Source organism: Flavobacterium sp. HSC-32F16 (assembly GCF_024171645.1).
In the GTDB taxonomy this organism is placed as follows: Bacteria; Bacteroidota; Bacteroidia; order Flavobacteriales; family Flavobacteriaceae; genus Flavobacterium.
Genome location: NZ_JALKAC010000004.1, coordinates 202,527 through 225,070 on the forward strand (window position 1 = coordinate 202,527; position 22,544 = coordinate 225,070).

Genomic DNA, 22,544 nt, shown 5'->3' on the forward strand with positions numbered 1-22,544 from the left:
ATAATTTGCTTTTCTAACATTGCCCGAGGTTTCAACCTCGGGGACATATAGCTGATCATTTTGTATCTTAGTCACTGTGATTGAAAACTAAATCTTTTCCGCCATTTCCAGCGCTGTATTCAATGCTCTTAATTTATTATACACTTCCTGCATTTCACTTTCTTCATCAGAACTTGCTACGATTCCGGCACCAGCCTGACAATGTAATTGGTGATTTTTTGAAAGGAAAGTTCTGATCATAATAGCATGATTAAAATTGCCTTCAAAATCCATGAAACCAATTGCACCTCCGTAGAAATTACGATTTGTTTTTTCGTAATCTTCAATCAATTGCATCGCTCTGTGTTTTGGTGCCCCGCTTAAAGTTCCGGCTGGGAAAGTATCGGCAACGACTTGCATCGTCGTTGCTTTTTCGTGTAAATGACCTGTAACTTTAGAAACCAGGTGAATTACGTGCGAGAAAAACTGAACTTCTCTGTATTTCTCCACATTTACATCGTGACCATTTCGGCTTAAATCGTTTCTTGCCAAATCGACAAGCATTACGTGTTCGCTGTTTTCTTTTTTATCTTCCGAAAGTTCTTTGGCTAAAAGTGCATCACGTTCATCATTTCCGGTTCTTTTAAAAGTTCCTGCGATGGGATGAATTTCGGCTTTTCTGTTTTTTACGATAATTTGTGCTTCGGGCGAAGACCCAAATATTTTGAAATCGCCATAATCAAAAAAGAATAGATAAGGAGATGGATTAATGCTTCTTAAGGCTCTGTAAACATTAAATTCGTCACCTTTAAAACCTTGTGTAAAACGACGAGATAAAACTAACTGAAAAACGTCTCCGCGGAAACAATGTTTTTTGGCTAAGGCAACATTGTGTTTAAATTCATCATCAGTTAAATTAGAGAAACCTTCGCCTTCTTTTGAAAATTTGTACGAAGCAATATTTCTGGATTGCAATAATTGTTCGATTTCAGAAATATTGTTTTTTCCATCAACACTGTGGCAGAAAATATAGGCTTCATTTTTAAAGTGATTGATGGCGATGATGTTTTGATAAACGGCATAAAAAACATCTGGAATTGAAGTTGCATTGTCTTTTTTAGCAATTGAGACTTTTTCGAAATAACGAACAGCATCATAAGAAATGTATCCGAATAATCCGTTATTGATGAATTTAAAATCGTTTTTCTCCGATTGAAATTGGCTTGAGAATTCCTGAATTACTTCCGGAATATTTGTTGAAGCATCAATTTTAGTCTGTTCCGAAGTTCCGTCAGGGAAAGTTTTTGAGATCGTTTCGTTTTCAATCTTAATCGTTGCAATCGGGTTGCAGCAAACGTAAGAGAAACTGTTGTCATTTCCGTGATAATCACTACTTTCTAATAATAAACTATTTGGAAATTTATCTCTTATTTTAAAATATATACTAACCGGCGTAATGGTGTCTGCCAGAATTTGTTTGTAATGTGTGTTGAGTATAAAAGGTTTCAAAGTATGTTGTTTTTAGTTTTTAATATTTTATGCTAAAGTTTCGACCAAAAAAAAGGGCTTGTCGTGATGACAAGCCCTTTTTGTTTATAGTTTTGAAAATACCATAGGAAGCTTAGTTCACGACGTTTGACGTAAATTGTTCCACCACCAAGTATTGTTCATTATTGTTCTCATATCTTATTTTGATGTAACAAAGATATAAATGTAATTTGAATTAGAATACATAATATCTCAAAAAAAACTTTTCTAATTTTCGAAATTTGTTAAATTTTAAATTCTAAAGAAGACTCAAAACCTTAATTTCCAATAGCCAGTGTATTGTTTATGTTTGCTCTAAAATCTGGTTTTTCTTTGATGTTTGGCAATGTAAATAACTCTATATTTTTTATTTTGGTGTATTCAAGGCCAGAATTCGGGTTGTAATAATTTTGAATTGCTCCATTTGCGCTAGAAGATTCGCTGGTAATACCGCCGTTGCAATTGTTTACAATTGTATTTTTGAAACTCAATTTGGCTAAGTTTTCGTTACCGTTTCCTATATTTCCTTCTAATAAAACAAAAGGAGAAAAACCAGAAACAATACTATTACTTAAACTAAAAAAAGTATTTTCTCTAACAAAAACCGATTCTCTAACCAGCCCCTGATTGTTTTCTTCTAAATTAACTAAAGTGATGTTGCTCGCGTTAATTTTAGTCATTTTTTTACTCATGTCTGTATTCTGAATTTTATCATAAGAATCTACTTCAAAACATCTGGATCCTGAAACGTCTGATGAAAATGGATGACGAATAGCGATACTGTTGTTGATGTTGATTTGTGCGCCTTGTGTAAAATCAAAATCATCATCAGTTGTTCTGTAAGAGATTAAATTATTCATATTTAAATCTCCGCCATAGCATTCAAAAGAATCATCATTTGAAAAGCTGATTTGAATATTGCTCAATGTTGTTTTTCTTCCCACGCCAGCTAATGAAAGCCCGTTAAGTTCTTTATCAGAGCTTAATTTCCTGCCTGCAAATTCTATTCGAATGTATTTTAAAACCCCAGAATTATCCTCAGCATCCTGACCGCCATAATGATTTAATAAAGGTTCTAAGTTGAAAGGAAGAGTATGAAGTCCGCCAAGTGAATTAATAGGTGCTTTTCCTAAAATAATTATACCGCCCCAATCTCCTGGTCTTCTATCAGTAATTTCTTTATTAGATGTAAAAATGATAGGATCTGTTTCAAGGCCTTCGGCTATAAGTTTTGAGCCATTTGTAATGACAAGAGTGCCGCAGGTTTTATCATCGCCTCGTATAACTGTGCCAGGTTCAATTGTTAAGGTTGCGTTGTTAGTTACATAAACAATTCCAACTAACTGATAAGTGTTGCGTTTTACTAATCGGGTATCTTTGTCAATTGTTCCTGCTATTATGTTAGTTGCTTCGCTGTATTCTATTTTAGACGGATTAAAATTGGTCCAATTGTTCATCCAGTTGTTAGTGCCAATTATTCCTTTGGCTTGTTGTTGTGCTTGTATAAAAAAAGTGCTTAGAAGGGTAAAAAATGCAATTCGTAATTTTGTTTTCATAACTATAATTTTAATTTCTAGTTTTTGATTTTTTAATTTTCTCAAAATTAGCCTCCGCATGTTAATCAATACGGGTATAGTTATTATGAAAGCGTTATATAATTGTTACGAATGTTATGTTTTTGAAAAGAGATAAAAAAGAAAACCCCAATAGATCAAACTATTGGGGTTTCTTGTATAGGAATTAAGAAAGCTTAAATTAGAATTTTAAAGCTACAGTTAATTCGAAATCATCATTGATAGTTTTGTCTCCTAAGTTTTCGAAGAAGTTACCAGAGTTGTATTTAATATCGTATTTAGTTCTGTCAACTTTAAAAGCAGTTGTAGCAGTATTTCCGCTTACAGCGATATCAAAAGTTACTGGTTTAGTAATTCCTTTAATAGTTAAATCAGCAGTTACTGTGTAAACGTCAGCAGATTTAGTACCAATTTTTTTGAAAACTAATTTTGCAGTCGGGAATTTATCAGTTCCAAAGAAATCGTCAGCTTTTAAGTGACCGTTTAATTTTCCTTGGTATTCTCCGGTTAAATCAGTTGCAGTTAATGAAGTCATATCAACAGTAAAAGAACCACCAGTTAATTTTGTTCCTTTAAAAACTACAGCTCCGTCTTTGAAATTTACAGTTCCAGAGTGCTCTCCAGTTACTTTTTTACCTACCCATTTGATAGTAGACGCTTTTACGTCGATTTTTTTAGTTTGTGCGCTTACTGAGATACCAGCTGCTGCTACGAATAATGCAATTGCAATTGTCTTTAAATTTTTCATGTTTGTAAAATTGAATTTGATTAATAATAATTATATAGTGATAAATAATTCCTCGTGAGATTTTCTAACTTTTTTGTAGTGCTGAGCGTCGTCCTCATCATGTCTGTAACCTACAGTTGCAATAACGGATGCGTTTAAGCCTAATTTATCTAAACCTAAGATTTCATTAAATGCAGCAGGATTAAATCCTTCCATTGGAGTTGCGTCGATTTTTAATTCAGCAGCAGCAGCCAATAAAGTTCCTAAAGCAATATAAGTTTGTTTTGCTGTCCAGATGTTTTTAGCATCTTGAGATAAGTTTGAAATTACACCATTCATCATATCTGCAAATCCGCCTAAAGCTTCAGTAGGAACGCCTCTGGTTTCGCTGATGTTTTTGATGTAAGCTGCTACAGATTCTGGTCCTGCGTTTAAATCATTTGCAAAAATGAATAATTGCGATGCATCTGTAATTTGAGTTTGTCCATAAGCGGCTGTTTTTAACTGTTCTCTAATTTCTGGATTTTCTACAATAATTACTTTGTAAGGTTGTAATCCGTAAGAAGAAGCAGCTAATCTTACAGCTTCTTTTAAAGTATTTAAATCTGCTGCAGCTATTTTTTTTGAAGCATCAAACTTTTTTGTTGCATATCTCCAGTTCAGATTGTCTAATAATGTGCTCATAATATTAATTTTCTTGGGTTCGGTATTTTTCTAATAATTTATTTAATAATTCTAATTCTTCTTTGCTTATGTTCTCGGCAAATGTACGTTCATGTGCATCCACTTTCGGATCTAATTCTTTTAAAACATCAAGCCCTTTTTGTGTTATTAAAACCTCAATTTTTCGGCGATTGTCCGGACAGACATTTCTAGTAACGAATTCTTTCAGTAATAATTTGTCAACTAATCGGGTGGTGTTACTCGTTTTAGCCAGCATACGTTCTTGTATCACACACATATTAGCAGGATTTCCTTTTTGTCCTCTTAATATACGCAGCACATTATATTGTTCTCCGGATAAATCATACGGTTTTATTAACTCGTTGAAATGATCCTGAATCACATTTTGGGTGTACATAATATTCAGAATAACTTTTTTCGCATTATCCATCTTAACTGTACTCTTAATAACCTCTTCAATTGTCATAGTCGTAAGTGTATAATTTGTATATACAAATGTAGAAGTTTTAATAGTTGTATATACAAATGTTGTGTTAATTTTTTGTTAATTCAAAATAGCGTTAATTCTGTATGCTATAAAATTGGAATAAAAATAGTTTATTTTTTGGATTTAAAGTGTTGATTTTATGATTTTTAACTTAAATTAAAAACTTTGTTTTACTAGTGAAAATTTTAAGTATTGAAATTGCTCAGAAAATAAAAAAACAAACCCTAAAATTTCAAAAACTTTAGGGTTTAAATATTGTTTGTTAAAAAAGCAGATGAATTTCACCTTTAAAAAGTTTTAAAATAATGAAACCCCTAATTGCATACGAGTATATTTTTCTGCAGGATTCCACATAATTCCTGCGTATGCTGGCAGTTTGTATTGTAGAATAGAAATGTTTTTAGAAGCTTTAAGTCCGGCATTTACGATGTTAAAACTTTGATCTGTATTAGTATTGTATAAATTTGATTTTCCGTTAAGCGAAAAACCGGCACCAATGTAAGAATCTAAAGTAATCTGATCATTTTTTATCAGAGGATACCCTAATTCTACATAAGTCGAATATCTATTTTTATAATTTAGATTATGGTCTAACTCACGATCATTCCCGTATAGAATGATATCAGCCTCAATTCTTAAAGGAAACTGATCGGCAAATCGATACGAGCTTCTAAAATCAATAAGATGAGTTGTTGCATTTTTATCGTAATTAAAAACTTCTGGATGTGCAACATTTGTAGTGTTGAATAAATCCCAAAATCCTAATGTAAGTCCTTTATGTTTATATTGAATGTAATAATTTACCTCTGTATATTTACCATCAAAGCCATTACCGCCCCAAATGCCAACTGAAAAGTTTTGTATTTTATCTACTGCATAATGGATATCTCCTGTAATCGTCATGCTTGAATTAATAATTAATCCCCTCCAAAGATGACTCGTTTCAAGTCCCACATTAAAATTCAGCCGGTTTGGTTCTTTGTCAACCGTACCTTCTGGCGTTGAATTTTGGGCATATCCAGTTAATCCTATGATTGCGATCATAGAAGAAATAAAAAGTTTTTTCATGAAATTTTAAATTAAAATAAGACGCGTTTAATTAAGTATAAGATATAGTATGGAGGCTAAAACGCTGCCAATAATTGGTCCCGCTATTGGAATCCAGGCGTATTTCCAATTACTGCTTCCTTTTATGGGAAGAAGGGAATGCATGATTCTTGGCCCCAAATCTCTTGCAGGGTTAATTGCGTATCCGGTTGTACCGCCCAATGAAAGGCCAATGGCCCATACTAATATTGCAACAGGCAAAGCACCTATTGTTCCAAGACCAATTGCAGCATCATGACTGGCTGTAATTTTTAAACTGGGTCCTGCAATATAAAAAATGGTAAAAATTAAAACGAAAGCAGCAATCGTTTCGCTCATAAGATTGGAAAGATTATTCTTTATGGCTGGTCCTGTAGAGAAGCAAGCAAGTTTAGCTCCTTCATCTTCTGTAGCAAAAAAATGATCTTTATAAGATAACCATACTGTAAAAGCTCCCAGCATTGCTCCAATCATTTGAGCAAGAATATAGGCGGGGACTAAACTCCAGCTGAATTTTCCTATAAGTGCCAGGCCAAGTGTAACAGCGGGGTTTAAATGCGCTCCGCTAACGGGCCCTGCAATAGTTACACCTGCAAAGACGGCAAATGCCCATGCGGTAGTAATAACAATCCAGCCTGAATTGTTTCCGTTCGTGTTTTTAAGAGAGACGTTGGCAACAACACCATTTCCTAATAAAATCATTACCATAGTGCCTAAAATTTCTGCTGTAAAAGGAGTCATAATATTATTTTTTTTATTATTCTTCAATCCATTGAGATGCTCTGCTAACTGCTTTATTCCAGTTTTTTACAAGCATATTTACTTTTGTTGTTTCCATTTTAGGAGAAAACACTTTATCAATAATCCATTGTTCTTTTAAGTCATCTAAACTTTTCCAATATCCTACGGCAAGTCCGGCTAAATATGCTGCGCCTAATGCCGTTGTTTCAAGTGTTTTTGGTCTTGTAACTGTTTTTTCAAAAATATCCGACTGAAACTGCATCAACAAATCATTTGTTGCGGCGCCGCCGTCTACTCTTAATTCTTTTCCTTTATCTCCAAAATCAGCTTCCATTGCTTTTACTAAATCATTTACCTGATATGCAATTCCTTCTAAAGTTGCTCGGGCAATATGTGCATCTTTTGTTCCTCTGGTAATTCCAAAGATTGCACCTCTGGCATATTGATCCCAATGCGGGGCTCCTAAACCAGTCAGTGCAGGAACAAAGTAAACGCCGCCATTATCTGGTACAGTAGCAGCCAAAGCCTCGATTTCTTGAGAGGTGTTAATCATTTTTGCTCCATCTCTCAGCCATTGTACAGCCGCGCCTCCAACAAAAACGCTGCCTTCTAATGCGTAGGTTGTTTTTCCGTTAATTTTCCAGGCAATTGTAGTCAATAAATTGTTTGTTGAAAGAATTGGTTTTTCGCCTGTGTTCATTAACATGAAACAGCCGGTTCCATAAGTGTTTTTTACCATTCCCGAACTTGTGCACAATTGTCCAAAAAGTGCAGCTTGCTGATCTCCTGCCACGCCCGCAATTGGAATTTTTGTTGCAAATAGAGTAGTGCTGGTTTCTCCATAAATAGCACTGCTTTCTTTTACTTCGGGAAGCATTGCCCTCGGGATATCAAACAATTCTAATAATTCATTGTCCCATTCCAAAGTATGAATATTGAATAACAAGGTTCTGCTGGCATTTGAAACATCAGTCATGAAAAGTTTACTTCGTGTAAGTTTCCATATCAGCCAGGTATCAACAGTTCCAAAACAAAGTTTTCCTTGTTCTGCTTTTTCGCGGGCTCCTGGAACATTATCCAAAATCCACTTAACTTTTGTTCCCGAAAAATAAGCATCTAGAATTAGACCTGTTTTTTTCTGAATCATTTCAGTATAACCCTGATCTTTTAATTCGTCGCAATATTTTGCAGTTCTTCGGTCCTGCCAAACAATCGCATTGTAGATTGGTTCGCTTGTTTCTCTATCCCATACAATAGTTGTTTCGCGCTGATTGGTTATGCCAATCGCGGCTACTTCTCTTCCTGATATTCCTACTTTTGCAATTACTTCGGCAGCTACGCTAATTTGTGAGGACCAAATTTCGTTAGGATCGTGTTCTACCCATCCTGGTTTAGGAAAAATTTGTTCAAAAGATTTTTGAGATATACTTACGATTTCTCCTTCATGGTTGAAGACAATAGCTCTGGAAGATGTTGTTCCCTGATCAAGAGCTAGTATTAATTTATTTTGCATGATTTGTTTGTACTTTAAATATAATTAATGATTGTATTGAAATTCTTTTAAAAGGAATCCTTTTGAGATTTCTCTGAAATTTGAGATTTCTTTATGTATCCATTCTTCGTTATGTCCTAATTCTTTGGCTAGTAATCGCGCTATTTTTTCAGAAGACTCAATTGCCGCTCTGGCATCTAAGAATAATAAACGAACACGTCTTGCTAAAATATCATCTACGGTTCTTGCCATTTCATAACGGATAGCCCAGGCGGCTTCGGCCATTGTAAATTCGTGATCAGGATGTACTTTTTCGTTTAATTCAGGTTCTTTTTGCTGTAATTCTATTATTTGCGGAATATCAGACCCATAGATATACAAATGATTGTTTCGATCTAATGTTGTAGTGGCTTTGTTTCCATGAATGGCAAGGTGTTCTGTAATGCATTCTTTTGCTGGTATTTTTCGTATTTTAATAGCTTTATCTATAATGTCTTCAGCGATTTTTCTGTACGTAGTCCATTTTCCTCCGGTTATAGTTATTAATCCAGTTTCTGAAACAATTATTTTATGACTTCTGGAAACTTCTTTTGTGCTTTTTCCTTCTTCTTTTGGAGCGGCTAAAGGACGTAAACCTGCAAAAACAGATAAAACGTCGGCTCTGGTTGGTTTTTTTGCTAAAAAACGTTGGGCAGTTTCGAGTACAAATTCAATTTCGCTTTCTAATGCAATAGGTTCTAAGCTGTGTTTTTTGATTAAGGTATCTGTTGTTCCTACTACAATTCGATTATGCCACGGTACTGCAAACAAAACTCTGCCGTCACTTGTTTTTGGAATCATCAAGGCATGATCACCGGGTAAAAATGATTTATCAAAAACCAGATGAATTCCCTGACTCGGAACGATATATTTTTTATAAACCGTATCGTTTAGTTTCATTATAGCATTTGTAAAAACGCCAGTTGCATTAATGATGGCAGATCCTTTTAAATCATATTTTTCACCTGTTTCCTGATCGATTACCTGTACGCCTGTAACTTGATTTTTATCGTCTTTAAGTAAGTTTACAACTTTTGAGTAATTCAAAATACAAGCTCCTTTTTCGGCAGCAGTTTGAGCGATATTAATGGCTAAGCGAGAATCATCAAATTGTCCGTCATGATAAATAACACCGCTTACTAAACCTTTTTCTTCTACGTTGGGAAGCATTTCTATTGTTTTTTTCTTCGAAATGTATTTTGAACGCCCCAAACTTAAACGGCCGGCTAATAAATCATAAATAGTTAAGCCTATGGTATAAAAATAGCCTCCCCACCAATTGTAATTAGGAATTACAAAAGATTGATTTTTAACCAGATGTCCTGCATTTTTGGCCATTAATCCTCTTTCTTTAAGTGCTTCTTTTACTAAATGGACATCTCCTTGTTCTAAATAACGTACTCCTCCATGAACTAATTTTGTGCTTCTGCTGGAAGTTCCTTTTGCGAAATCTACCGCTTCGACTAAAACTGTTTTGTAGCCTCTGCTTGCTGCATCAAGGGCAGTTCCTAAACCACTCGCTCCGCCTCCTATTATTATAACATCCCATTTTTCAGTGCTTTTTAGTTTCGATACCTGTTCTGAACGTTTCATATGGTGTTTCTTTTTGTTTGTTTTTGTAAGATTTGTTTTCTAATAACAAAATTAACGAAACAAAACGAAACAACAATGACTAAGTAAGGTTTTTTTGGAATTATTTTTTGTCGTACATTTAGACTTTGAAAAATCTTAATATTATTAGGTTAGCATGGTTATTATAAACAAAAGACAAGAGGAAATACTTAAAGAGCTGGATAAAAAAGGACATGTGAATGTGGCTGAATTATGTGAAATCCTGAATGTTTCAACTGTAACTATAAGGAAAGACTTAACCTTTTTAGAAAGTGAAAACTTACTGCATCGTACTCATGGAGGCGCAAGTAAACAGCCTATTTATGCTTTTGAAAGAGATTTAAGTGATAAAGAAGGACTGCAGGTTGAGCAAAAAAAGGAGATAGCGAAAGAGGCTTTAAAGTATATTAATAATTTTGATTACATAATATTAGGTTCTGGATCTAATATTCAATACTTAGCACAAATTATTTCTGGGTTTCAGAAATTAACTGTTCTTACACCTTCGTTAAAAGTTTCTTTAGAATTAAGTAAGGAAACCAATGTAGATACAATACAGCTGGGAGGCGATGTTCGCAAAAGTTCAAATTCGGTTATAGGGCCAATTTCAGAGTCGATATTGAATCAGTTTTCTTGTAATAAACTGTTTTTAGGTGCTGATGGTCTTCATTTGGATTTCGGGTTAAGCACTTCGAATGCTTTGGAAGCGCATTTAAATCAAGTGATGATTTCGGTTTCGGAAAAAGTGATTGTTCTTGTAGACTCTACAAAAATGAATGTTAGGGGCTTTGGTAAAATATGTAATTTGGATAAGATTGATGTTTTGATTACAGATGATGGTATCGATACTGAAACTAAAACGAAACTGGAAGAAATAGGAATAGAGGTTATAATTGCATCAAAATAGTGGTGTGTTGTAAATCGAAACAAAATGAAACCTGAGAAGTTTTGAAATTAGCATTTGTTTGTTTGCTCGCGTGAGGGATAGGAGCTGACTGCCGAAGCAGTGTGGATAGCCCGACAGCATCCTGATAAAAGGGCGAATGAGCATAAAGTGAATTAGCCCTTTTATCTGGATGGTGGCACGCCCAGATTGTTATATGCTGTATTTTGTTTTAAATCTCATATCGGTTTTAGTTAGACAGCTTGAAACTTTAAAACCTGATAAAAAAAATTAATGAGGCAGTTTATCTTTTATTAATCCATAAAACCAGGTTCCGGCAATGGCACTTAATAAAGTAACTACGATAACAGTGGCTCCAGTTCCAATTTGAGCGAATAGAGGCCCAGGACAAGCGCCGGTAATTGCCCATCCAAAACCAAATAGCAAGCCACCGTAAATTTGGCCTTTGTTGAAAGTTTTTGGCTGAATTTCGATTTTTTCGCCCTGAAGTGTTTTAATGTTGAATTTTTTAATGATAAAAACAGATATTACACCAACTGCAACTGCACTTCCAATTACGCCATACATAAAGAAAGACTGGAGGTGAAACATTTCCTGAATACGAAACCAGCTGATGATTTCGGCTTTTACGAATACAATCCCGAAAAGAATTCCAATAATTAAATATTTAAGGTTTGCGAATGCTGTTTCTTTCTTATGACTTGCGTTGATTCCTTCGCTGTCGGTATTTTTATTTTCTAAATTACTCATGTTTGGGAATTTTTAAAGTGAAAGAATATATGGTAAAATCAAAAGTGACATTACAAAACCGCCAATCATGAAACAGATTGTAGCTATCACTGAAGGCCATTGTAAATTTGAAATCCCCATAATGGCGTGTCCGCTGGTACATCCGCCGGCATAACGAGTTCCAAAACCAACTAAAAATCCGCCCACGACAATCATAATGAATCCGCGTAGCGTTAATAAGCTTTCCCATGAAAATAACTGAGCGGGAACTAATCCAGAATGATCTGTAATTCCGTATTCTGCTAATTGCGCTGAAAGTTCTGGCGTAATTTGTACCGGATTAGGATTAGACAGGAAATAAGAGGCAATAACACCGCCAAGAAATATTCCGAAAACAAAGAATAAATTCCAACTTTCTTTTTTCCAGTCGTATTTAAAAAACGAAATATTTGCTGGAATACAAGCCGCGCAAATATGACGAAGGGAAGAACTAATCCCGAAAGATTTATTTCCGATGATTAATAAAACGGGAACAGTTAATCCAATTAACGGGCCCGAAACATACCAAGGCCAAGGTTCTTTTAAAATTTCTATTATGTTCATGTTTTACTTTAAAATTAAATGTTTTTTACCATATAAGGAATTATAAGCTTGCGTTTAAATTTTTTTATATAACTTAAGTAATTCAAGCAAATATAAGCAGAGGACTTTAAATAATTTCCAAACTAAAAATGAACTTATATTACTTATACGGTAAAATGTATAATCAATGTTTATGCTTTTAAGACTTTGCTTTGGCAGACAAAATCTGATTTTGGAATTTCGGTTTTTGCAATAGCTCCAAAACCACCGTCAACTTCGCTGAAATTTCTAAAACCTCGTGCCTGTAAAATCGAAGCTGCAATCATACTGCGGTAACCGCCGGCACAATGCAGGAAAAAATGTTCATTTGGGTTTATGTCTTTTACCCAGTCATTTATATAAGCTAAAGGTTTGCTGTAAGCATCTTCGATATGTTCTGCTTCATATTCCGTTTCCTTACGAACATCAATAACTTTATCTTCTTTGATATTAAATTTTCCGGCAAATTCTTCTGCTGAAATTCTGTTTACGGTATCAATTTCAAAACCTGCTTTTTGCCAAGCTTCAAAACCACCTTCAAGATGTCCAATGATGGAGTCAAAACCTACACGGCTTAAACGCGTAACGGTTTCTTCTTCTAAGCCGGCTTCGGTTACTAATATAATAGGCTGTTTTACGTCTCCAATTAAAGTTCCAACCCACGGTGCAAAATCGCCGTTGATTCCAATGTTAATGGACTGCGGAATAAATCCTTTTGCGAAATCACCGCTTTTACGTGTATCTAAGATCAAAGCTCCGGTTTCTTCGGCGACAGCCTCAAATTCTTCTGCTTTAATAGACTTCATTCCGTTATGCAAAACTGTTTCGAAGCTTTCGTAGCCTTGTTTGTTCATGGCAACATTCATGCTGAAATAGGCTGGAGGAGGCAATAAACCGTCAGTTACTTCTTTTATAAATTCTTCTTCAGACATATTGGCTCTCAAAGCATAATTTGTTGCTTTTTGATTTCCAATAGTCGAAACTGTTTCTTTACTCATGTTTTTTCCGCAGGCACTTCCGGCGCCATGCGCTGGATAAACAATTACGTCATCGGCCAAAGTCATGATTTTATCTCTCAAAGAATGAAATAAAATTCCGGCTAATTGATCCTGAGTCATTCCAGAAGCTTTTTGTGCTAAATCCGGACGGCCTACATCGCCAATAAATAAAGTATCTCCAGAAAAAATAGCGTGGTCTTTTCCGTTTTCATCAATAAGCAAAAAAGTAGTACTCTCCATGGTATGTCCCGGAGTATGCAAAACTTTAATGGTTGTTTTTCCAACTTTAAATTCCTGTCCGTCTTTTGCAGAAACACAGTCAAACTCGCAGGCAGCATTTGGTCCGTAAACGATTGGTGCTTTTGTTTCTTTGCTTAAATCTACGTGTCCGGAAACAAAATCAGCGTGAAAATGCGTTTCAAAAATGTATTTCAATGTAACGTTGTCGCGTTCTAAACGATCTAAATACGGTTGAATTTCTCTAAGCGGATCAATAATTGCCGCTTCGCCGTTTGAAGTTATATAGTAGGCACCCTGCGCTAGGCATCCGGTGTAAATTTGTTCTATTTTCATGATACGTGTTGTAAAAATAATGGGATACAAAGGTAACTTTGTTTTTTATTAAAATAGGTGACTAATGTTACAGAAATTTGGTTTTTGTGTAAAAAACAGATATTGGGCATATAAAATGTTTAAGTTAATTTAATGGGCAGCAATAAAGTTAAACCCTGTATTTTCTATATTACGATTATCATTTTCTGTTTAAAAAAAAGATTATTCTGTGATAACTTTTAAAAAATCAACAAACGAGTCAGCGTATTTTTCAAATTCCCATTCGCCTGCACCATGCATACTGGAGTAAACTGGTGCGTCATTAATAGTAATGTCTGCAATATCTATACAAAAGGGATCGGCACCAGAATCTGCAATGACAATATAATTTGCAGGCCAGTCTTTAAAAACTTCCCCTGTAATTCCATTTAATGAATATCCAGATTGGTTTTTTATTAAATCAGATGCACCATACAAGGTTAATCCCTGAAAAAAAGTATCGTTATCAATAAAAACATTTACAGGCGAGAAATTTTTTAAGAATAGAAGATAATTTTCTGGTAAAGTCCATTTTTTCTCTATTTCATTTATTTGGTTTTCGCTGGCAATAACAAGCCAATTTGAAGGGTTTGATAAATCCTGATCTTCTTCTCTTTCTTTTTCGAGAAAGGCATCTAGTTTTGAAACTGCTTTTTCAAGTTCAGTTTTTGGATTTTTTAAGCTCGGGTGAATCGCAGGTTTTTCATAACCAACACCTTCTTTAAAACCTTGTTTTTGCCAGTTTAATATTTCATCAATTCTAAAATTTTCAATTTTCCAATAACCGGGATCTTTTGGTAAATCACGATCAAATGGTTGTTTACTGTAAACAGCAATACTTTTAATTGCTTTTGCACGGGTTTCTATTGATAAAGTTTCATCTAAAACTAGTTTAATCACAGAAGCATATGATTTTTTGCCCAATACTTTAATAAGCCCGTCTATTCCCCAATAGGTTAGTTCTGGTTTGGTAATCGTATATTGAAAGAAATCGGCATATTGTGTTTCATTTTCTTTTACCATTTCAAGAATGTCCGTGAGTAGAAAATTTCTCCAATGCAGCATACTTCCGGTTCTTGAATACTCCATCAAAATCTCAATTGTTTTTTCTCTGTCGGTTTCAGAAAAGCTTTTTATTAGTTTATCTTTTGTTTTGTTGAATTTACTTCCATCCGTTTCTGTAAATAAACTTTCTTCAAATTGTATAATTGTCTTTGCCATTGTATTGTTTTTTCAAGCATTGATAAAATTAAAAGAAAATAAATAGGCAGAAGTTCTTTAAGTTGAATTTTAGCGAAAGTTTAATATGTCCAAAATAACACGTACTTAATTAACTTAAAAGAATAGAATGCTTTGTGGCTGTATTTTGTAAATTTGCAGTGTCTAAAATCAGTTATATGAACACAGAAGATTTATTGAATCAAATTGCTTTTATAAAAGAGATTGATAAATTAAAATATATTCAGAGAAAAACGAAGCTTTTTAACAGCGATCGATGTGAAAATGATGCTGAACACAGCTGGCATTTGGCTTTAATGGCGATTGTTTTAGCAGAACATTCAAATGAACCCATTGATGTTTTAAAAGTCGTAAAAATGGTTTTGATACACGATATTGTAGAAATCGATGCTGGAGACGTTTTTATTTACGATACAGTAAAAAGTCATGATAATACAGATGAAGAGCGTTTAGCTGCAAACAGAATTTTTGGTTTACTGCCTAAAAATCAAGCCGAAGATTTTATTGTCATTTGGGAAGAATTTGAGGCTGGAGAAACCAACGAAGCTAAATTTGCCAGATCGATGGACAGATTAGAACCTTTATTACAGAATACCTCTAATAATGGCGGTACCTGGAAAGAATTTGGAGTAAAATATGATAAAGTCTACGAAAAGAAAAGCATTATTAAAAATGGTTCAGAATCGATATGGAATTACGCCGAAGGTTTGATTAACGAAAGCGTTGAAAAAGGAATTCTAAAAAAATAATCGAACATAACCACATAATAAAACATAGACTGCGGTTTTAACCGCAGGAAACGTATCATGATATGCATTGTGTTCCCGTGGTTTCAAACACGAGCTATGTTTAAATGCGCAAATCTATACGCAATTTTGTCATTTCGACCTAAGGGAAGAACCTTCATAAGTAACTCCGTAACGAAAGTCAAATCTTTGTATAGCTTCTTGCGAAGGTTCTTCCCTTAGGTCGAAATGATAAACTGTACGTAACTCAAAAATGATAAGTGTGAAATTTACTTTTCAAATTGTTGAAAAGTTTAACAAATATAGGGCGATAAACTTTTTTTAAAGGAGGCTAATTCGGGTTCTAATGGTTAAATTTGTGGAACTTCATAAACAAATTACCACTTATGGAAGAAATGCTCTTTTATGACCGAATGCAATTCGCCTTCACCATTACTTTTCATTATCTTTTTCCGCAGCTTACAATGGGTCTTTCCCTCATCATTGTTTACTTCAAATGGAAATACTTAAAAACTAAAAACGAACAATACAATCACGCCACCCATTTTTGGATGAAAATCTTCGCCCTCAATTTTGCAATGGGCGTGGTAACCGGAATTCCGATGGAATTTCAGTTTGGAACCAACTGGGCAAAATTCTCTGAATTAACCGGAGGAATTATCGGCCAGACGCTTGCAATGGAAGGAATGTTTTCTTTCTTCCTCGAATCTTCTTTTCTGGGGTTATTTTTATTTGGAGAAAAACTCCTTGGGCATAAATGGCATTTTGTAACCGGATTATTAATCATGATTGGTTCCTGGGCCAGTGGTTATTTAATTATTGCTACACATTCCTGGATGCAGAATCCTGTTGGATATGAAATCCTCGAAAACGGAAAATTTGTGCTGACTAATTTTCAGGCTTTATTCCTTAATCCTTGGCTTTGGCCTTCTTATTTACACAATCAGGCCGCTTCTTTAGTAACAAGTTCGTTTGTTGTAGCAGGAATTGGTGCTTTTTACATTTTGAGTCAGAAAAATGTTTCTTTTGGGAAATTGTTCCTAAAAACAGGAGTTATCTTCGGATTGATTTCGAGTGTTATTGTAGCGGTTCCTACAGGAGATTTACTGGCAAAAAATGTTGTAAAATATCAGCCTGTAACTTTTGCTGCAATGGAAGGGATTTTTCATACCGAGAAAAAAGGTTCTGAAATTGTTTTAATAGGACAGCCCGATGTAAAAGATAAAAAACTCGATAATAAAATTGCCGTTCCTAATATTTTAAGTTTCCTGACTTACGGAAACTGGGAACAGGAAATCAAAGGTTTAGATCAGTTTGAAGAAGATCTGCATCCAACCAATATTTCAGGATTATATTATGCCTATCATATTATGGTTGGACTTGGAACGGTTTTTATTGGGCTGATGGTACTTTCGCTTTTCCAATTAATTAGAGGGAAATTATTTGAAACCAAATGGATCTTATGGTCTTTAATGTTTATGATGCCATTTCCGTACATAGCCAATACAACGGGCTGGTACACGGCCGAATTAGGAAGACAGCCGTGGCTGGTTTACAATTTAATGCGGACTGCAGCCGGCGCTTCGCCAACGGTTTCGTCAGGAAATACCTTGTTTACATTGCTTGGTTTTATTGGTTTATACCTTTTACTTGGAATGTTGTTTTTGCTTTTAATTGGAAAAATTATTAATAAAGGGCCTCATAATGTAGACCTTTCATCAGAAAAAATATAAATATGGAATTTTTTTGGTACGTAGTTTTAATGGGAATTCTGGCTGTTTATCTGGTTTTAGACGGCTACGATTTTGGAGCAGGAATTATTCATTTATTTTTTGCTGATACAGAAAAAGATAAAAAAGCAATTACAAGCGCTATTGGTCCGTTTTGGGATGCCAATGAAGTTTGGCTTATTGCAGGCGGAGGCGTTTTATTTTTTGCTTTCCCTACTTTGTATGCTTCTTCTTTCAGCGGTTTTTACCTGCCTTTGATTATGATTTTGTGGCTTTTGATTTTCCGTGCTATCGGACTTGAAATGCGCGGGCAGATTCATAACGCAATGTGGGAATCGATTTGGGATAAAGCTTTTGGGATTGCGAGTTTACTTTTGGCACTTTTCTTTGGGATTGCTTTAGGAAATATTGTTCGCGGTGTCAATCTCGGAATGGTGCAAAATGGCGTTTCGACTCAGGAAGCACACTTTTTCTTTCTGCCTTTATGGAATCCTACTTTTAGTCCGCAGGCAGATGAATTGGGAATTATCGACTGGTTTACACTTTTCTTAGGAATTGTAAGTGTTGTCGCTTTAACAATTCACGGTGCGAACTGGATTATTTATAAAACAAATTCATCTTTGAATCCAAAGCTAAAAAAAGTGGTTTTTGCCTTAAATATCGTTTTACTGGTTTTAGTTTGTATATCCTTGCAAATCTGGCATTTTATTGAGCCAAAACCGTTTCATAATTTTGTCGAAAATCCTATTTTGTGGTTTTTTCCGCTTTTAACTTTCGTTGGAATTGCCGGCTTATTTAAAGTGCGTTCCTTTAAAAAAGACGGACAAGGATTTATATTCTCGACTTTATTTTTAGTTGGAGGTTTTGCTTCAACAGCGGTTTCGATTTTTCCAAATGTTCTGCCATCAACGAATAAAGTAAATCCGTCGTTAACAATTTACAACACCGCCGCTCACGAATACGGATTAAACGCCGGATTGAGCTGGTTTTTTATCGCTTTGTTTCTTGTAATTATTTACTTTATTATTCAATATCGCGTTTTTAGCGGTAAAATGGATGATATTGGGTATGGGGAACATTGAGTTTTGTTTGCCACGAATTGCACAAATTTTCACGAATTCAATTTTTATGCTGATATAAAATCAATTGCCTCCAGTTTTAACTGGAGGTTTTTTGTAAATATTAATCAGGGTTTTAGCCAAACTCTATAATTTGGCTAAAGCCTTTTTTATATAAATTTGTTTACCTCCAGCTAAAGCTGGAGGCAATTAATTAGAAGAAATGAAAACCGATATATCGATTAAAAATATTGTAATTGCAGCTATTTGTAGAAAAGTAATGAATCCAGAAGAATGGATTTATTCTAAAATTCATCTAGCAAATAAATCTGTTGAATTTGATCTTGAAAATAATGAGTTTCCAATTTTTCAAATTAGCAGTCCAATTGCTAAAACAATTATTACGACCCGCCGTATAATTGAAAGAAAAAATGAAATACATATTGTATGTTTTGAAGATATAAGTAAAATTAGTTACGGAAACTTTAAAGGGCAGATTAACAAGTCTGAATTATCGTTTTTTAGAATAATTGATATTTCTGGTACAAGCTATGATTTTCAAATGGAAACAGGTAAAGCTTCAATAGGATTGATTAATGCTGTAGATACAGTAATACGATTAAAAGGTTTAAAACCTGAAAAGTTTATAATCTAATTTTGCGTTAGGGATAGAAGCGGAAATAAGTCCGGCCGAAGGAAACGCCATTAAAAAATCTTTCTTGTCCGAAAAATTGTATTTTTGTTGGTTTGAAAATCTTCTGAAATTGTATTTTACAAAGTTGGATTTGTATTTTACCAAAACAGAAAATTTTAAAGAATTTTAAATATCTTTGAATTATGAGTACATTAAACAGACCCAAAAATATTGGCCGAAATATCAGCCGAATTAGAGAGCTTCGCGGTATGAAACAAGGAGCGCTTGCTGATGCTATTGGCACAAACCAGCAGACTATTTCAAGCATTGAAACCAGCGAAACGGTCGATTTTGAAAAACTGGTGCAAATTGCAAAAGCACTTGGCGTGACGGTAGAAGCTATTGAAAATTTTACAGAAGAATCTGTTTTTAACTTCTTCAATAACTTTTATGATAATAGTTCAAGTCAAGGAAATAGTTTTAATCAAGGTATGAATGCTACTTTCAATCCTTTAGATAAAGTAATCGAACTTTATGAGCGTTTGGTTTTGGCTGAAAAAGAATTAGTTCAGGCTGAAAAAGAAAAAGTAGAATATCTAGAAAAGCTATTGAATAAAGAAAAATAAAAACTTTAAGTTTTAATCAAGTTGGCTATCATTAATAAAAAAAAACATTTAACACATAGAAACATAGGTTTTATTATGTGTAAAAGAATATAAAAAGAAACATGTTTCTAACATTAAATAAGTGAAACGCCTTTTTTGAAAGTGCTAAATCTATGTTTCTATGTGTTGAAATTATTTAAAAAATACAAGTCCGTTTATTTTTCAAAATAAATGGATTTTTTAGTTTCACCTTTGTCAAAGTTTAAAACCTTGACAAAGATTACTCTACAAGTGAACTAAATTGAAAATATTTAAAAATCTACACAAATTGCTGAATCTGTGTGATGTTGTAAATTCTAGAATAAAACCTCTTTTGTAATAATATAAAATCCCATTACGAGAACAAACCATCCAAAAAGTGGTTTTAATTTTGTTCCGTCGATTTTTTTAGAAAGCTGGCTTCCAATAAACATTCCCAGAAGTGCCATTCCTGAAACGCCTAATAAAAAAGTATAATCGATTGGAGTTCCAATGTATAAATCGCCTCCAAAACCTATCGAAGAATTAATGGTAATGATTAATAATGAGGTTCCAACGGCTTGTTTCATTGGTAAATTAGCAAAGAACAAAAGTGCCGGAATAATTAAAAATCCGCCTCCGGCTCCCAGAAATCCCGTTACAATCCCGACTAAGAATCCAATTAAGCTCAATTGTATATAATTAGTTTCGGTGCTTTTTATTTCGGGTTGATTTTTTTTGATCATCGAAATCGCCGCCATTATCATCAAAACCGAAAAGACAATCATAATTAGGAAATCTTTTGAAACAGTATAAGATGCAACGCAGAAAAGTGTTGCTGCAATTTGAGGGAAAATAACTTCGCGTATGATCAAAATTGAAATTACTGAAGGAATGGCAAAATACAATGCTGATTTTAGTTTTAGATTTCCCATTTTGTAATGGCTGTAACTCCCAAATAATGCGGTTAATCCAACAATAAATAAAGAGTATGAAGTTGCCTGATCTGGATTTACCTTAAATAAATATACCAAAATAGGAATCGTAAGAATAGAACCGCCTCCGCCAATTAAGCCAAGAGAAATCCCGATTATGATTGAGGCAAAATATCCTAAATATTCCATTGCATTTGTTTTTATGCAAAGTTGGTTCGGAAATTAGAAACCTACAGTAACATTTATCACAGAAGTCTTAAATAGTTTTTGCCATTAAGACATTAAGTTAATTAATCTTCATTTTCTCAATGTAACTAAGAAAATCAAGCACCACTGCTTAATTACCTTAATGTCTTAATGGTTAAATGAAAAACGTAGTATTAATTAGAGTAATTCGTGTTTAATAATTCAATCTGGTTTCGGTTGAGTTTAACCAAACCTCGTTGTTCCATTTTTTTTAGTAATCTTGAAACAACTTCTCTGGAAGTATTTAATTCGGTTGCGATTTCCTGATGCGAAAGATTAACTTCAGAACAGCCGCAGGCATCAGAGTGTCTTTTTAAGTAAAATTCCAAACGTTCGTCCATAGATCTGAAAGCGATATTATCGACAACTTCAAGGACTTCTTCAAAACGGCTTCGGTAGGTTTCGATTACAAACTCGTACCACGATCTGTGTTCCATCATCCATTTGTCCATCATTTGCAGCGGAATCATCATTACCGAAACATCTTCAACCACTTTTGCCATAATTTGGCTTTTTTCGCTTTTGGCAGTACAAATCATCGAAATGGCGCAGGCTTGTCCGGGTTGTAAATAATACATTAAAAATTCGCCCCCATCTTCGCCTTCGCGATAAATTTTGATTTTACCTTTAGTTATCAAAACCGTGTTTTTAATGTACTGTCCGGTGCGCATTAAAATAGTTCCGGTTTCAAAATCCTGATGGCTTCCGTTTTCTTCAATAGTCGCAATAAGTTCGCTGGAAAAACTAGGAAAGATGGTTTTTAATGAATTTTGCATTTATTATATTTTTTTTGCCAAGAATTACACGAATTTACACAAATCAATTCGTGAAAATTTGTGTAATTCTTGGCGAATATTTTTTATCATTATAATCTTTTAATCTGTAGCAAAATAAATTTTAGCATAAATCATCCGTATAATTGGAGGAAAACATTTTATCAAAAAGAGATTAAAAATTATAATTTGTTGTAAAGATAATGGATTCAGATAATATTAATTAGCAGAAAAGTATATTTGAGTTGATTTTTATGTAAATGAAAAAATCCTATTTTCTATCGATTTTGCAGACTATATTTTTAAAAATAGTAAGTAAATTTGTAAATCACTGATTATAATAGTTTCTCTAAAACGTTTTCTGAGAATAATAATCGAAATCGCATTTGGTACGTTTTTAATTAATAGAAACGTCGTAATTTTACAAAAAACACATATTATGAATTTATCACAAGAAGATTGGGTTAATCAGCTTGCTGCTGACGAGAATGCAGTTATACTGGACGTAAGAACTGAAGACGAATTTAATGACGGCTACATTGAAAATGCTTTAAACATTGATATCAATAAAGGTCAGGGTTTTATTTATGAAATAGAGGAATTAGATAAAAATAAAAACTACTATGTGTATTGTCGTTCTGGAGCCAGAAGCGCTAAAGCATGTCAGGTAATGAATGAGTTAGGTATAGAGAATGCCTACAATTTACTTGGCGGTATACTGGACTGGGAAGGCGAAACTGTGCAACCATAAAAATGAAAAAGAGGCGGAA

The 22,544-nt window shown here is 34.1% G+C and carries 22 protein-coding genes; 7 read left to right on the forward strand and 15 right to left on the reverse strand.

Annotated features, from left to right (window positions below; all coding sequences use genetic code 11):
- Window positions 1–87: 87 nt before the first annotated feature.
- From L1276_RS14245 to L1276_RS14285, 9 genes are all read right to left on the reverse strand, one after another.
- A complete protein-coding gene (locus L1276_RS14245) occupies window positions 88–1,488 on the reverse strand; it encodes an anthranilate synthase component I family protein (protein ID WP_253788872.1) in 1,401 nt (466 codons plus the stop codon).
- Window positions 1,489–1,784: 296 nt separating this feature from the next.
- Entirely contained in the window at window positions 1,785–3,062 is a 1,278-nt protein-coding gene (locus tag L1276_RS14250; RefSeq protein WP_253788874.1) for a hypothetical protein, read from the reverse strand.
- A gap of 199 nt (window positions 3,063–3,261) precedes the next feature.
- The gene (locus tag L1276_RS14255) at window positions 3,262–3,828 is read right to left on the reverse strand and encodes a YceI family protein (RefSeq protein WP_253788876.1); all 567 of its coding nucleotides are present in this window, start codon (window positions 3,826–3,828) and stop codon (window positions 3,262–3,264) included.
- Window positions 3,829–3,858: 30 nt separating this feature from the next.
- A complete protein-coding gene (locus tag L1276_RS14260; protein ID WP_253788877.1) occupies window positions 3,859–4,491 on the reverse strand; it encodes an NAD(P)H-dependent oxidoreductase in 633 nt (210 codons plus the stop codon).
- Between the two features lie 4 nt (window positions 4,492–4,495).
- Window positions 4,496–4,957, reverse strand: a complete 462-nt coding sequence (locus tag L1276_RS14265; protein WP_253788878.1) for a MarR family winged helix-turn-helix transcriptional regulator — start codon at window positions 4,955–4,957, stop codon at window positions 4,496–4,498.
- Window positions 4,958–5,275: 318 nt separating this feature from the next.
- Complete coding sequence (locus L1276_RS14270; RefSeq protein WP_253788879.1) at window positions 5,276–6,046, reverse strand: hypothetical protein; 771 nt, start codon at window positions 6,044–6,046, stop codon at window positions 5,276–5,278.
- Between the two features lie 27 nt (window positions 6,047–6,073).
- Window positions 6,074–6,805: an MIP/aquaporin family protein gene (locus tag L1276_RS14275; protein WP_253788880.1), complete on the reverse strand. Its 732-nt coding sequence runs from the start codon at window positions 6,803–6,805 to the stop codon at window positions 6,074–6,076.
- A 16-nt stretch (window positions 6,806–6,821) separates the two neighbouring features.
- Window positions 6,822–8,318, reverse strand: a complete 1,497-nt coding sequence (gene glpK / locus L1276_RS14280; protein ID WP_253788881.1) for a glycerol kinase GlpK — start codon at window positions 8,316–8,318, stop codon at window positions 6,822–6,824.
- Window positions 8,319–8,342: 24 nt separating this feature from the next.
- Window positions 8,343–9,929 (reverse strand): glycerol-3-phosphate dehydrogenase/oxidase, encoded by a 1,587-nt coding sequence (locus L1276_RS14285; protein WP_253788882.1) that lies wholly within the window; start codon window positions 9,927–9,929, stop codon window positions 8,343–8,345.
- Window positions 9,930–10,083: 154 nt separating this feature from the next.
- Between L1276_RS14285 and L1276_RS14290 the strand changes: the two genes are divergently transcribed.
- Window positions 10,084–10,854, forward strand: a complete 771-nt coding sequence (locus tag L1276_RS14290; protein ID WP_253788884.1) for a DeoR/GlpR family DNA-binding transcription regulator — start codon at window positions 10,084–10,086, stop codon at window positions 10,852–10,854.
- Between the two features lie 267 nt (window positions 10,855–11,121).
- On the opposite strand, the gene L1276_RS14295 is transcribed toward L1276_RS14290, so the two are convergent.
- From L1276_RS14295 to L1276_RS14310, 4 genes are all read right to left on the reverse strand, one after another.
- Window positions 11,122–11,601 carry a DUF6691 family protein gene (locus L1276_RS14295; protein WP_253788886.1) on the reverse strand — a complete coding sequence of 160 codons (480 nt, stop codon included), beginning with the start codon at window positions 11,599–11,601 and terminating at the stop codon, window positions 11,122–11,124.
- Between the two features lie 12 nt (window positions 11,602–11,613).
- Entirely contained in the window at window positions 11,614–12,177 is a 564-nt protein-coding gene (locus tag L1276_RS14300) for a YeeE/YedE thiosulfate transporter family protein (protein WP_253789157.1), read from the reverse strand.
- A 176-nt stretch (window positions 12,178–12,353) separates the two neighbouring features.
- A complete protein-coding gene (locus L1276_RS14305) occupies window positions 12,354–13,772 on the reverse strand; it encodes a rhodanese-like domain-containing protein (RefSeq protein WP_253788888.1) in 1,419 nt (472 codons plus the stop codon).
- Window positions 13,773–13,973: 201 nt separating this feature from the next.
- Window positions 13,974–15,011: an SMI1/KNR4 family protein gene (locus L1276_RS14310; RefSeq protein WP_253788890.1), complete on the reverse strand. Its 1,038-nt coding sequence runs from the start codon at window positions 15,009–15,011 to the stop codon at window positions 13,974–13,976.
- Window positions 15,012–15,187: 176 nt separating this feature from the next.
- On the opposite strand from L1276_RS14310, the gene L1276_RS14315 reads away from it, so the two are divergent.
- The 5 genes from L1276_RS14315 (at window position 15,188) to L1276_RS14335 (ending at window position 19,823) form a co-directional block, all read left to right on the forward strand.
- Window positions 15,188–15,778: an HD family hydrolase gene (locus L1276_RS14315; RefSeq protein WP_253788891.1), complete on the forward strand. Its 591-nt coding sequence runs from the start codon at window positions 15,188–15,190 to the stop codon at window positions 15,776–15,778.
- Window positions 15,779–16,161: 383 nt separating this feature from the next.
- Entirely contained in the window at window positions 16,162–17,508 is a 1,347-nt protein-coding gene (locus L1276_RS14320) for a cytochrome ubiquinol oxidase subunit I (protein WP_253788893.1), read from the forward strand.
- A 2-nt stretch (window positions 17,509–17,510) separates the two neighbouring features.
- Window positions 17,511–18,587, forward strand: coding sequence for a cytochrome d ubiquinol oxidase subunit II (cydB, locus tag L1276_RS14325; RefSeq protein WP_253788895.1), 1,077 nt, complete (start codon window positions 17,511–17,513; stop codon window positions 18,585–18,587).
- A gap of 199 nt (window positions 18,588–18,786) precedes the next feature.
- Window positions 18,787–19,218, forward strand: coding sequence for a hypothetical protein (locus tag L1276_RS14330; RefSeq protein ID WP_253788897.1), 432 nt, complete (start codon window positions 18,787–18,789; stop codon window positions 19,216–19,218).
- Between the two features lie 182 nt (window positions 19,219–19,400).
- Window positions 19,401–19,823, forward strand: coding sequence for a helix-turn-helix domain-containing protein (locus L1276_RS14335; protein ID WP_253788899.1), 423 nt, complete (start codon window positions 19,401–19,403; stop codon window positions 19,821–19,823).
- A 335-nt stretch (window positions 19,824–20,158) separates the two neighbouring features.
- Here the strand turns inward: L1276_RS14335 and L1276_RS14340 are convergent, their stop codons facing one another.
- Both L1276_RS14340 and L1276_RS14345 read right to left on the reverse strand, forming a co-directional pair.
- Window positions 20,159–20,944, reverse strand: coding sequence for a sulfite exporter TauE/SafE family protein (locus L1276_RS14340; RefSeq protein WP_253788901.1), 786 nt, complete (start codon window positions 20,942–20,944; stop codon window positions 20,159–20,161).
- 191 nt (window positions 20,945–21,135) lie between these two features.
- Window positions 21,136–21,777 carry a Crp/Fnr family transcriptional regulator gene (locus L1276_RS14345; protein WP_253788903.1) on the reverse strand — a complete coding sequence of 214 codons (642 nt, stop codon included), beginning with the start codon at window positions 21,775–21,777 and terminating at the stop codon, window positions 21,136–21,138.
- A 436-nt stretch (window positions 21,778–22,213) separates the two neighbouring features.
- Between L1276_RS14345 and L1276_RS14350 the strand changes: the two genes are divergently transcribed.
- Entirely contained in the window at window positions 22,214–22,525 is a 312-nt protein-coding gene (locus tag L1276_RS14350; RefSeq protein ID WP_053473922.1) for a rhodanese-like domain-containing protein, read from the forward strand.
- Window positions 22,526–22,544 lie beyond the last annotated feature (19 nt).